A 12660-nucleotide genomic window follows, 5' to 3' on the forward strand; every position below is an offset into this window, starting at 1 on the left:
AGGGGCGTCGGAATCAGGGGAGCCGGACGATGCGTTCGGGCGGGAAGAGTTCGGTGCCGATGGCCCGCGTGCGGTACGAGAGGGTGATGGTCAGCTCGTCCCGGTCGCTCAACGGGGACAAGTCGACGGGATTGCTCACCACCGCCAGGTCGAGCGAGGCGAGGCCGGTCAGCTCGCGCAGGGGCGCCAGGCCCTCAGGAATGTCGCACCCTAGCAGGGCCAGAGTGCGGAGCCCGGTGAGCGGCGCCAGGAGACGGAGGTCGATCGGGGACAGCCCATGCAGCGTGAGCGATTCCAAGCCGTCGAGCGGTGTCGTACTGGTGAGCTGGCGTAAATGAGTGCTGCCCCAGAGAGCGAGTGCACGCAGAGCCGCCCAGCCCTCCAGCCCCTCAAGGCCCATGTACCGGCTCTGGGGCAAGAGCGTCAGGCTGGTGACCCGGTGGCACACGGGGAGTTCGCCGATGCTTTCGACAAGAAACGGGTGGCCCAGTGAGAGTTCCCGCAGATCGGGCATCTCACCGATGGGTCCCGGCTGGAGCTCCGGATGCAGTTCGACCAGAGAGAGCCGCTCCAGACCGGGGCGGGCCAGTGGGGTGAGGTCCGTGATCCGTGGGCAGGAACTGAGCCCCACGTCGCGAAGCCGGGGCATGGCCGCGATCCGCCCCAGGTCACCGAGAGCCCGGTTCTGAAAGACGAAGAGCCGTTCCACGTCCGTCCTGGAAGTGATGGCCGGGAAGTCCTCGTGGTCTCCCTGGACGTGCACTCCCCGGGACGTCGGGATGTGGCGCAGCGCCGTCAGTTGGGCTTTGGTCTCCGCGTAGGGGTACGGCCCGGAGTCCCAGGACCGGCCCGCCAGGACCTCGCGTGCGTAGGTCTCCGCGTCGAAGGAACTCCAGGCCATGGAGAGGGCGTCGGCCACAAGGAGCCGGTCATCGTCCCTGAACCGGCAGACGACCTCGTAGGCGGCGTCGCCCCTGATCTCCGCCGCCGTCCGCACGATCGCGGCCGCCTCGCGCTCGGTCACCTCGTCCGGTCCCGGCAGCAGCCCCAGCACCAGCTCGCCCACCTTGGCGAGCGCCTCGACGTCCTCGGTCGTCGCGGGCGGCAGCAGGTCGCCGGTCCGGCGCTCCACCTCCTCCCGGACCTCCGGGGCCAGCTCCGGGGCGTGCGCCAGGCTCGCCGCCGCCAGCAGCACCAGCCGGTGTCCGAGGCCGGGCTCCCGGTCGGCGCGGCGCAGCAACCCGCGCAGGAGCTCGGCCCGTTCGTCCGCCCGGGCGTGCCCCACCGCCATCTGCACCACGTCGTCCCAGCCGTCGTCGTGCGCGTTGCGCACCAGCACGCCGAAGTCCCGGGCCTCCACCGCGGCCTTGGCGCCCAGGTAGTCCAGGAACGTCCGGTGCACGAAGTCCACCGCGCCCGGCGCCGGTTCGCGCAGCAGCCCGCTGCGGATCAGCAGATGCGAGAACACCTGTTCCGCCGTGCCCCGCACCTGCGGCATCGCCCGCAGCCACTCCTCGACCATCGCCACCGCCCGCGCGCGGTCCGCCTCCACCTGGCCGTTGCGGATCAGCCAGTACGCCAGCCGCTGCAACAGCGCCGTCTGCTCCTCGCGGGTCAGGTCGACGCCCTCCACGCCCACGATCTCCCGCTCGGTGTCCCGGCGGATCAGCAGCATGTCCAGCGCCGCGTCGTACAACTCCTTGCGGGCGCGCGGCAGATGCATCCGGCGGTCCCGGTTGAGGGCGCACAGCAGCGCGCACATCAGCGGGTTCGTCGCCAGCCGGCCCAGGTCCCGGCGCGCCCCGACCGCCCGGCGCAGGGCGTCCTCGTACGTGTCCAGCCCCGCCCGCTCCTCCTCGGAACGGCACTCCGTCCGCGCCGCGTCGTGCCAGTGCCGGATGAAGGCGCGGATGTCCTTCCGCCCCATCGGCTGCAGGGAGTACGCGGCGAATTCCTGCTGTTCCAGCCAGCCGTCCGGGACCGCGGACGGCCGGGTCGTCACCACGTACCGGGCCCGCGGGTAGGCCGTGATCAGGTCCTTGAGCCAGCGCTCGGTGCGGTTGCGCAGCCGTGTCGGCACCTCGTCCACCCCGTCCACCAGGACCAGCGCCCGGCCCTCGGACAGCAGCCGGTCCGCCCAGCCCGCCGGCGCCGCGCCGTGCAGCGGGACGCCGGTCGCGCGCAGGAAGTCGTCCGGCACGGGCAGGGAACCGTACGAGGTGAAGGCGCGCAGCCGCAGGACGAACGGCACGCAGCGGTTCCAGTCCGCGAGCCCGTCGGCGAAGGAGCGGCGCGCGGCGTTGAGCGCCAGCCACTGCACCAGCGTGCTCTTCCCGGAGCCCGCCGGACCGCGCAGCAGCAGCCGGCCGGTGTCCAGGAGCGCCTGCTCCGCCCTGACCGTCACCCGGTCCGGTGCGGGCAGCTCCCACCACTCCGGGCCGGGGGCGCGGTGCGAACTCACCGTCAGACCGATGTAGGCCGTCTCCAGCGGCCACTCGCCCGCCGTCCGGCCCAGCGTCAGCCCGAACAGGCCCATCCGGCTGTGCGCGGCGGCCACGAAGTCCGCGTACCGCCGCTCGAAGTCCAGCGCCGCCGCCTCCGGGCGCGGACCCGTCCGGGCGCGGACCTCCTCCACCAACTCCCTTGTCCGCGCGGCCGATCGGACCTGCTCCACCGCCGCCCGCGCCGCGAACGACGGCTCGGCGGTCAGCTGCTCGACGATGTGCTCGCAGCACCGGCCGAGCAGTTCCTCGTACAGGCCGGCCGCGCGCTCCGCGAGGCCCGCGGCGGGCCCCGGCAGTTCGGCGCGCAGCCGCGCCGGGTCCAGGTCCAGGGCGAACAGCCGGTCGCCCGTCAGCCCGTCGGCCGCCTCGAACGCGTCCCGCACCGCGTCCACGGCGGCCAGCCGTTCGTGCTCCGGGAGGTCCGCGTACGACTCCGTCAGACGGCTCCCGAGCACCTTCGCCAGCCGGTCCGGCTTCGCCGGGCGGGGGAGCGGACGCACCGGATCCGGGACCAGGCCCGCGCCGGTCCCCGGCCGCAGCAGCGACCTGGCGACCGCGCCGGCCACCGTCGTGGCCAGCCGGAGCACCGCAACTTCCATACCCTGCACGGCTGTTCCTCCCCCGAGGCGGTTGCGTTCCCAGGGATCGTACGACGCCCGCGTTGGCGGAAGTCGCCAAAGACTGCTGACACCAGGTCTCGCATACTTGTTGGTAACAACGTCTGGTCCTGGGAGAGCGGCGGCTCTACGGTGCTCGCATGCCGTCGAACCTGCCCGATGTCGTGCTCTGGTCCATACCGGCCTTCCTCCTGCTCACCGTTCTGGAGATGGCCCTCCACCACTTCCACCCCGACGAGGACGCCGAGGGATACGAGGCGAAGGACGCGGTCACCAGCGTCACCATGGGGCTGGGCAGCCTGTTCTTCGACCTGCTGTGGAAAGTGCCCATCGTCGCGATCTACACCGCGGTCTACGAACTGACGCCGCTGCGGGTCCCCGTGCTGTGGTGGACCGTCCCGCCGATGCTGCTGGCCCAGGACTTCCTCTACTACTGGTCCCATCGGGGCCATCACGTCGTCCGGATCCTCTGGGCCTGCCACGTCGTCCACCACTCCAGCCGGAAGTTCAACCTCACCACGGCGCTGCGCCAGCCGTGGACGTCGTGGAGCGTCTGGCCGTTCTACGTGCCGCTGGTGGCCTGCGGCGTCCACCCGGCCGCGCTCGCGTTCTGCTCGTCGGTGAACCTCGTCTACCAGTTCTGGGTCCACACGGAACGCGTCGGCAGACTGCCCCGGCCGTTCGAGTACGTGCTGAACACGCCCTCCCACCACCGGGTGCACCACGCCTCGCAGGGCGGCTACCTGGACCGGAACTTCGGCGGCATCCTGATCCTCTGGGACCGGCTCTTCGGCACCTTCACCCCCGAGACGGTGCGGCCCGTGTTCGGCCTCACCAAGAACATCGACACGTTCAACCCGCTGCGGGTCGCCACCCACGAGTACGCGGCCATCGCCCGTGATCTGCGGACGGCGAGCGGCTGGGGCGAGCGCACCGGGCGGATCTTCCGCGGCCCGGGCTGGCAGCCGGCCGCGCCCCGCACCGCCGAGGCGGCGCAGGCCCCCGCGACCCCCGCAATCGTCACAGCTCCCACAGCTCCCACAGCCTCCACAACTCTTCGCACCGAGGAGCGTGCCCGATGAGCGCCGACCCCGCCACGGACCGCCGCGCGCGTCTCGCCCGATCCCTGCTCGTCGCCTTCCTGGTGGTCTGCGCCGTCGACCTGATCGCCGTGCTCACCGGCGTCCGGGGCCCCGGCCTCATCGCCAAACCCCTGCTGATGCCGCTGCTGGCCGGGTACGCGGCGGCCCGGGGCGGCCCCCGGCTGCTCGTCGCGGCGCTGCTGTTCGGCTGGGGCGGCGATGTGCTCCTGATGGTGGGCGACGACCTCGCCTTCCTCCTCGGGATGAGCTCCTTCGGCCTCGGACACGTCTGCTACCTGTGGCTTTTCGGACGCGCCAGGAGCTCCCCGCTCGCCGCCGCGGGATATGTCGTGTACCTGGTCGTCGCCGTCGTGCTGCTCTGGCCCGGGCTCCCCGCCGACCTGCGGATCCCGATGGCCGGCTACAGCCTGCTGCTCGCGGCGATGGCGTACCGCGCGGGCGTCCTCGGCCGGTACGCGGCCGTCGGCGGGGCGCTCTTCCTGCTCTCCGACACGCTGATCGCCACCGGGGTCGCCGACTGGCCGGGCCTGCCCGCCCACGGCTTCTGGATCATGCTCACCTATGTCGCCGCGCAGTTCCTGCTCACGGCGGGGGCGCTGGCGCCCGGGACGCATCCATGGCCGCGCGCCCCATGGGTGCACGCGGCGGACGCCCCGCGGACCTGACCCCCGGCGCCGGACCGGCCGGGCGGCCCACCCGTGAACGGGCCGGCCGCCCGCCGGACCGCCCGCTCAGCCCGCGCCGAGCCAGACCGGCTCGTCCGAGCCCAGCGGACCGGGCGGCCGCGACCAGTCGGCGGGCGAACCGTCGAAGCCGACCGGCGGCAGGGCATGGCGCAGACGGCCGAGCGGACCGTCCGTCTCCGTCAGCCACTTCTCCGGCTCGTACGGCTCCGGCGCACCGGAACGGTCCCCGGGCCGGGGGCCGGAGGGCAGTTCGTCGAGCAGCCACGCGGCGGTGCGGGCGAGCGAGAGCGTGAGCAGCCGGGAACCGCCCTCCTCGTGCTGCTCGGTCAGCGCGCGCAGCACCCCGGCGGCCAGCAGATAGCCGGTGCCGTGGTCGAGTGCCTGGGCGGGCAGCGCGCCCGGCGGGTCCTCCGGCCCGTCCGGGGCCTCCGCCGCGGCGATGCCGGTCGCCACCTGCACCAGGCTGTCGAAGCCGCGCCGCTCCTGCCACGGACCGCGCCCCCACGCCGAGAGCCGCCCGATCACCAGCCCCGGGCGGCGCGCGGCCAGCGACTCCGGCGTCAGACCGAACCGTTCGAGCGCGCCCGGCCGGTAGCCGGTCACGACCACGTCCGCGCCACCCAGCAGCTCGTCGAAGACGGCCGCGCCGCCACGGCCGCCGAGGTCCAGGTCCACCGACCGCTTCCCGAACCCGGTGTCGCTGTGCGCGTCCGCGCTCTCCGGGAGGCCCGGGGCGTCGATCCGCAGCACGTCCGCGCCCAGCAGCGCCAGCGTGCGGGTGGCGACCGGGCCCGCGATGACCCGGGTCAGATCCAGCACCCGCACCCCGGCCAGCGGCAGCAGCGGTTCACCGGTGAGGGGCGCCGATCCGCGCGCCGGCGCGTCGTCCAGACGCTCCCGGCCCACCAGGGGCGTGTCCCGGACGGCGACGCCCTGCGGGCCGGCCGCCCACTTCTCGGGCGTACGGGCGGCGACGGCCAGCCCGCCCGCCGCGTACACGGTCTCCTCGATCTCGCCGCCCCGGCGCCCGGCGAACGAGGCGGCGACCGCGTCCAGGGCGGCGGCGTCCGGGGCGTCCGCCGGCAGCCCCAGCGTGCCGAGCAGCCGGGCCCGGTGGTGCGGGTAGTTGGCGTGGGTGCGGACCCACCCGTCGGCCGTCCGCCAGAACCGGGACAACGGGGCGAAGGCGGTCGGCGCGCGCCCGTCGATCCGCAGATGACGCTCGCTGGTGAACGCCGTGGCCACCGCGCCGTCGTCGACCCGGACCCGGGGCGTCGGGCGCGCGGTGCGGCGGGCGGCCAGTTCGGCGGCGGCCAGCGAACAGGCGGCGACCGTGGAACGGGCCAGCTCCATGACGGGCAGCCGGGCGGGCAGCGGCCCCCCGGGGCCGCCCGGCGCGCCGCGGCCGACCGTCTCGACGCGCGGGAGAAGCGCCGGATCCCCGCCCAGCGCCGCCCACGCCTGCTCCGTGCCCGACGGACGTGTGCCCGACGGATGTGTGCGACTCATTCCCGCACTATGGCACCCGGTGTCACCGGCCGGGAAGCGGGCGGGGCGGCGGCCGTCACCGGCCGCCGCCCCGCGTGTCATGCCGGGTCCGCTACCAGCGGACCGCGTTCAGCGCGTTCACCACACCGGCTCCGTAGAAGCCGTTGTCGTTCTTGCCGCCCTCGCAGACGGCGTCGATCTCGCCGTCGCCGTCGATGTCGTACGGCGCCCCGCACGCGGTCGCGTCGGCCTCCGCCGTCAGCAGCGCCTTCACCGCGGCCGCCGAGGCGTACGGGTGCTTCGACTTGATCAGGGCCGCGACGCCCGCGACGTGCGGGGACGCCATCGACGTGCCGGCCTTGTAGCCGTACTTGCCGCCCGGCAGCGTGGACAGGATCAGACCGCTCGTGGCGGGCGCCTCGGGCCTCTGGTAGACCGTCGAGTCACCGCCCGGGGCGGCGACGTCGATCACGCCCTTGCCGTAGTTCGAGTACGAGGACTTGAGGCCCTTGGCGCCGGTCGCCGAGACGGTCACGACACCGGGCAGCATCGCCGGGATGTCGAGGCACTGGCGCGGGTCGATCGTCCGGCGGACCGCCGTGGTGTCGTTCGGGCTGGTCGTGTCCTCGATCGAACGGGCGGCCAGGTCGAAGGCGCTGTTCCCCGCCGAGGCGACGTTGACCGCACCCTTGCGCTCCGCGTAACGGGAGGCGCGGGCCACGGCCTCGACCAGAGCGCCCTGGTCGGCGTCGTCCTTGCAGTTGAACATCCACGGGTCGGTGTAATAGCTGTTGTTGGTGACGTCGACCCCGTGCTCGGCGGCCCAGACGAAGCCGCAGACGACCGACTCGGTGTAGAACATGCCGTCCGGGTTCGCCACCTTGATCCCGGCGACCTTCACGCCCGGGGCGACGCCCGTGACCCCGATGCCGTTCTTCGCGGCGGCGATGGTTCCCGCCACGTGCGTGCCGTGGTCGCTCTCACCGGCCTTCGGGCGCCAGGCGCCGTCCGTCGTGTCCGGAGCACCGGTCGCGCAGCTCACCGACGCGCCGCGGTTGAAGTTCGGCGCCAGGTCGGGGTGGGTGTCGTCGACGCCCGTGTCGATGACCGCGACCGTGACCCGGCTGCTGCCCAGCGAGATCTTGTGCGCCTGGTCCGCCTTGATGGCCGGCAGATCCCACTGCAGCGGCTCCATCGGGTCCTGCCCCGCGGTCGCCTCTGCCGCCGCGGCCTCGGCCTGGGCGGCGGTCAGCGGCTGCTCGGCGCCGGTCTCCGTGACGGCCTGCGGAACGATGGGGTTGGTGCGGGTCGCCCCCACCGAGTCGACCGCCTTGACGCGGCGGACCGACTTGGCGAAGTCCGGGTTCTGCGAGTGGACGACGATCACGCCGATCTGCTCGTAGGCGGCGACCACCGTGCCACCGGCCGCGGTTATCGCCTTCGTCACCTGCTTGACGGTGCCGTGGTTGGCCCGCGTGTTGACGACGTACGAGAGCTTCGGTCCGTCCGTCGACACCTTCGCCGCGGGCTGCGCGCCCGCCGGTGCGGCGGAGGCGGCGCCCGCCGGCAGGAAGCCGAGCGATGCCGTGAGTGCCAGTCCGACGGTCGTCGTCAGGGTGCGCGTCCGTCTGGAACCCAGCTGAGCCATGGGGTCTCCACATCATCCGTGCCGGGCGACCGGACACCGGTCGTACCCGGTCGCGTACATGACCAGCGAAGTTACCGCTGATCATCCCTGTTCATCAATGAGTGCGACCGACCGATTCGGGCGGACGTCCGCGCACGGACGCGTTCGAGGAGTGCGAACCGGCGGTGAACCACCGTCACACGCCGTCCGTGTCGTAGGCAGGGGAACACCCCGTCAGGCCCCGGGAGCGCCCCGCGCGTTCCCTCCCGGCCGGCTTCCCCGGCCGGATCCCGGCATCCCCACCACCGCCCCCGCGTCGCGAGGAGACTTCCGTGACTACCGATGCACCACCGCCCGAGAGCGTTGCGGACACCCGTCCCGCCGAACCCGGGACCGAGACGTTCGTCGCGACGCAGCGGAGCGCGGAGTTCGGCGAGCTGCGCCGCGCGCACCGCTCGTTCGCCTTCCCGCTGACCGTCGCGTTCGTCCTCTGGTACCTGCTCTACGTGCTGCTGTCCAACTACGCGGGCGGCTTCATGGGCGCCAAGGTGTACGGCACGCTCAACGTGGCCTTCGTGTTCGGCCTCGCCCAGTTCGTCAGCACCTTCCTCATCGCCTGGTTCTACTCACGTCACGCGGCCGCGAAGCTCGACCCGAAGGCCGAGGCCATCAAGTCCCGTCTGGAGGCCGACGCATGAGCGCCGCTCACCCCTCGCACTCCGTCCTCCAGCTGGCCGCCGCCTCGACCACCGAGCACCGGCCGCTGATCATCACGCTGTTCGCCGTGTTCGTCGCGGCGACCCTCGGCATCACCGTCTGGGCCGGACGCCAGACCAGGAACGCCTCCGACTTCTACGCGGGCGGCAGGCAGTTCACCGCCTTCCAGAACGGGCTCGCCGTCTCCGGCGACTACATGTCGGCGGCCTCGTTCCTCGGGATCGCCGGGGCCATCGCCCTGTTCGGCTACGACGGCTTCCTCTACTCCATCGGCTTCCTCGTCGCCTGGCTGGTGGCCCTGCTGCTGGTCGCCGAACCGCTGCGCAACTCCGGCCGCTACACCATGGGCGACGTCCTCGCCTACCGGATGCGGCAGCGCCCGGTCCGCACCGCGGCCGGCGTCTCCACCATCGTCGTCTCGATCTTCTACCTGCTGGCGCAGATGGCGGGCGCGGGCGTCCTGGTCGCCCTGCTGCTCGGCATCACCAGCGACGCCGGCAAGATCCTGATCGTCGCGCTGGTCGGCGTGCTGATGATCGTCTACGTCACCATCGGCGGGATGAAGGGCACCACCTGGGTCCAGATGGTCAAGGCGGTGCTGCTCATCGCGGGCGCGCTCCTGATGACCTTCCTGGTGCTGCTGAAGTTCGACTTCAACGTCTCCGACCTGCTGGGCACGGCCGCGGCGAAGAGCGGCCACGGAGCGGCGTTCCTGGAGCCCGGGCTCAAGTACGGCGCCACCGGCACCTCGAAGCTGGACTTCCTCTCCCTCGGCATCGCCCTGGTCCTCGGCACCGCCGGGCTGCCGCACATCCTGATCCGCTTCTACACGGTGCCGACCGCCAAGGCCGCCCGTAAGTCGGTCAACTGGGCCATCGGCATCATCGGCGCCTTCTACCTGATGACCATCGCGCTCGGCTTCGGCGCCGCGGCGCTGATCGGCCCGGACGAGATCAAGGCGAAGAACCCGGCGGGCAACGCGGCCGCCCCGCAGCTCGCCGAGTACCTGGGAGGGGTGGGCTCCACCGGCGGCGCCGTGCTGCTGGCGGTGATCTCGGCCGTCGCCTTCGCCACCATCCTCGCCGTCGTCGCGGGCCTCACCCTCGCCTCCTCGTCCTCCTTCGCGCACGACATCTACGCCAACGTCATCCGCAAGGGGAAGGCCACCGAGAAGGAGGAGATGCGGGCCGCCCGCTGGGCCACCGTCCTCATCGGCGCGGTCGCGATCGGGCTGGGCGTCTTCGCCCGCGACATGAACGTCGCCGGACTGGTCGCGCTCGCCTTCGCGGTGGCCGCCTCCGCCAACCTGCCGACCATCCTCTACAGCCTCTTCTGGAAGCGGTTCACCACCCGGGGCGCGCTCTGGTCGATCTACGGCGGGCTTGCCTCCTCGGTGATCCTGGTGCTGTTCTCCCCGGTCGTCTCCGGCAACGAGAAGACGTCCATGTTCAAGGGCGTCGACTTCGCCTGGTTCCCGCTGGAGAACCCGGGGCTGATCTCCATCCCCCTGGGCTTCCTGCTCGGCTGGGCCGGCTCCCTGCTCTCGAAGGAGGAGCCCGACCAGGGCAAGTACGCCGAACTGGAGGTCAAGTCCCTCACCGGCGTCGGCGCCCACTGAGCGGGGCGGCCCCGAGGCGGCGGGGCCGGGCGGCCGTACGGAAGCTGTCCGGGACCGCACGGCACGGGGACGGGCGGCCCGGCAGCCGCACACGCGGCGCCCCGCCCGTCGCCCCGCGGCCGCCTCCCGTCGCCCCTCCGCCGCCTCCCGCCGCCCCGCCGTCGCCCGTGCGCCCCTCCGATGCCACGGGTCTCGCGTAGGCTCGGAAGGACCGGCCGGAAGAACCGCGCCGGACGTCCCGCCACGGGCCTCGCCCGGCACCCGGCCGCGACCACGGCCGGCGCGGCCCGGACGAGGAAGCCGGAGACCGGGAGAACGACCGGGGAGGGGGCCCACATGCTCATCGACACCCACGGCCGGGTCGCCACCGACCTGCGCGTCTCGCTCACCGACCGGTGCAATCTGCGGTGCACCTACTGCATGCCGGAAGAGGGCCTGCGGTGGCTGGCCAGACCCGACCTGCTCGACGACGACGAGATCGTCCGGCTCGTCCGCATCGCCGTCACCCGCCTCGGCGTCACCGAGGTCCGCTTCACCGGCGGCGAACCGCTGCTGCGCCCCGGGCTCGTCGCCGTCGTCGAACGCTGCGCGGCCCTCGACCCGCGCCCCAGGCTCTCGCTCACCACCAACGGCATCGGGCTGGAGCGCACCGCGCCCGCGCTCCGGGCGGCCGGCCTGGACCGGGTCAACGTCTCGCTCGACACTTTGCGCCCTGACGTCTTCCGGACGCTCACCCGCCGCGACCGCCACCACGACGTGCTCGCCGGGCTGGCGGCCGCCCGCGCCGCCGGCCTCGCCCCGGTCAAGGTCAACACCGTCCTGATGCCGGGACTCAACGACGACGAGGCCCCCGACCTGCTCGCCTGGGCCGTCGGGCACGGATACGAGCTCCGCTTCATCGAGCAGATGCCGCTCGACGCCCAGCACGGCTGGAAGCGCGACGACATGATCACCGCGGACGACGTCCTCCGGTCGCTGCGCACCCGCTTCACCCTCACCGAGGAGGGCGGGACCGAGCGCGGTTCGGCGCCCGCCGAGCGCTGGCTCGTCGACGGCGGCCCCCATCGGGTGGGAGTCATCGCCTCCGTCACCCGCCCCTTCTGCCGGGCCTGCGACCGGACCAGGCTCACCGCCGACGGACAGGTGCGCACCTGCCTCTTCGCCCGCGAGGAGACCGATCTGCGCGGCGCCCTGCGGGCGGGCGCGCCGGACGAGGAGATCGCCCGGATCTGGGCGCTGGCGATGTGGGGCAAGAAGGCCGGTTCCGGTCTGGACGACCCGGCCTTCCTGCAACCGGACCGCCCGATGTCGGCCATCGGCGGCTGAGGCCCGGCCCGGCCGGACTCAGCGGTCCCCGGCGTCGGACTCCCAGTCCGCCAGCGTCACGACCTCCTTGAGGAAGCCCCGGACGCCCAGGAACGAGGAGAGGTGTTCGCGGTGCTCCTCGCAGGCCAGCCACGTCTTGCGGCGCTCGGGGGTGTGCAGCTTCGGATTGTTCCAGGCCAGCACCCATACGGCGTCGGCCCGGCAGCCCTTGGCGGAGCAGACGGGAGCGGCGGCGGCGTTCTCGGGCGCGGGATCAGGGGAGTTCACGGGCTCAACCCTACGGGCTGCCCCGACGTCCCCGGCGGGCGCCCGACGACGCCTGCGGCGCCTCGCCGTGGCCGGAGGGCCGGGGCCGCACGCCCGGACATGAGAAAACGACGCCGAGCAGCCACGGGGGGAGCTGCCCGGCGTCGGTCCGTCGCTCCGACGGGGGATGCGGAGCGCGTACGAAGTATGTCACGCGGACCGGGGTGCGGTGCACCGGAACTTTGGGATTGATCTGACGTTTTCATGAATCCCGGACCGGGCGCGCCGTCGACGGAAACGGCGTCGACGCCGCCCGTTCGACGCGCCCTTCGACAGTCTCACCCGGCTTCGTCGCCGCGTTTCCCCTCGGCGACGGGTCCGGAATCCGGCGTAGCGGACATGTGGGAGGCGTCCAGTGCCGGCCGCACCGGCGAGGGGACGAACGTCGAGGGGAGGCCCGGGGTGGATTCCCGGCCCGCGTTGGCGATGACCACCGCCACATACGGGAGCAGAGCTCCGAGGACCAGCGCCACGATCGCGACATACCGCTCGACGTTCCACAGCGCCGCGGCCAGGATCACCGAGGCCGTCCGCACGGACATCGAGATCACATAACGCCGCTGCCTGCCGCGCACATCGTCCGCGAGCCCCTGCCTGGCTCCGGTGATCCGGAAGACCTCGGCACCGTTCCGGTTCCGCATCACGACTCCACCACCCTTCCCCCAGCG

Annotated in this window: 10 protein-coding genes; 5 read left to right on the plus strand and 5 right to left on the minus strand. The window is 72.9% G+C overall.

Going from position 1 to position 12660, the window contains the following annotated elements; all coding sequences use genetic code 11:
- Nucleotides 1-13 precede the first annotated feature (13 nt).
- Complete coding sequence (locus tag WA762_RS14445) at nucleotides 14-3103, minus strand: NACHT domain-containing protein (protein ID WP_335936086.1); 3090 nt, start codon at nucleotides 3101-3103, stop codon at nucleotides 14-16.
- A 158-nt stretch (nucleotides 3104-3261) separates the two neighbouring features.
- Here WA762_RS14445 and WA762_RS14450 point away from each other — a divergent pair, with 158 nt between their 5' ends.
- On the plus strand, nucleotides 3262-4203 hold the full coding sequence (locus WA762_RS14450; protein ID WP_335936037.1) for a sterol desaturase family protein: 942 nt from the start codon (nucleotides 3262-3264) through the stop codon (nucleotides 4201-4203).
- Nucleotides 4200-4889, plus strand: a complete 690-nt coding sequence (locus tag WA762_RS14455; protein WP_335936038.1) for a lysoplasmalogenase — start codon at nucleotides 4200-4202, stop codon at nucleotides 4887-4889. The genes WA762_RS14450 and WA762_RS14455 overlap by 4 nt, the downstream gene beginning before the upstream one ends.
- Nucleotides 4890-4955: 66 nt before the next feature.
- Here the strand turns inward: WA762_RS14455 and WA762_RS14460 are convergent, their stop codons facing one another.
- Entirely contained in the window at nucleotides 4956-6419 is a 1464-nt protein-coding gene (locus tag WA762_RS14460; RefSeq protein ID WP_335936039.1) for a CoA transferase, read from the minus strand.
- Nucleotides 6420-6510: 91 nt separating this feature from the next.
- Complete coding sequence (locus WA762_RS14465; protein WP_335936040.1) at nucleotides 6511-8046, minus strand: S8 family peptidase; 1536 nt, start codon at nucleotides 8044-8046, stop codon at nucleotides 6511-6513.
- Nucleotides 8047-8357: 311 nt separating this feature from the next.
- Here WA762_RS14465 and WA762_RS14470 point away from each other — a divergent pair, with 311 nt between their 5' ends.
- The 3 genes from WA762_RS14470 (at nucleotide 8358) to moaA (ending at nucleotide 11686) form a co-directional block, all read left to right on the plus strand.
- Entirely contained in the window at nucleotides 8358-8723 is a 366-nt protein-coding gene (locus WA762_RS14470; RefSeq protein ID WP_335936041.1) for a DUF485 domain-containing protein, read from the plus strand.
- Complete coding sequence (locus tag WA762_RS14475) at nucleotides 8720-10360, plus strand: solute symporter family protein (protein ID WP_335936042.1); 1641 nt, start codon at nucleotides 8720-8722, stop codon at nucleotides 10358-10360. The genes WA762_RS14470 and WA762_RS14475 overlap by 4 nt, the downstream gene beginning before the upstream one ends.
- A gap of 336 nt (nucleotides 10361-10696) precedes the next feature.
- Nucleotides 10697-11686: a GTP 3',8-cyclase MoaA gene (gene moaA / locus WA762_RS14480; protein WP_335936043.1), complete on the plus strand. Its 990-nt coding sequence runs from the start codon at nucleotides 10697-10699 to the stop codon at nucleotides 11684-11686.
- A gap of 18 nt (nucleotides 11687-11704) precedes the next feature.
- Here moaA and WA762_RS14485 read toward each other — a convergent pair whose 3' ends face one another.
- On the minus strand, nucleotides 11705-11953 hold the full coding sequence (locus WA762_RS14485) for a hypothetical protein (protein WP_335936044.1): 249 nt from the start codon (nucleotides 11951-11953) through the stop codon (nucleotides 11705-11707).
- A 317-nt stretch (nucleotides 11954-12270) separates the two neighbouring features.
- A complete protein-coding gene (locus WA762_RS14490; protein WP_443080587.1) occupies nucleotides 12271-12633 on the minus strand; it encodes a DUF3099 domain-containing protein in 363 nt (120 codons plus the stop codon).
- Nucleotides 12634-12660: the final 27 nt, after the last annotated feature.

This window comes from Streptomyces tyrfis (assembly GCF_037034285.1).
GTDB lineage: Bacteria > Actinomycetota > Actinomycetes > Streptomycetales > Streptomycetaceae > Streptomyces.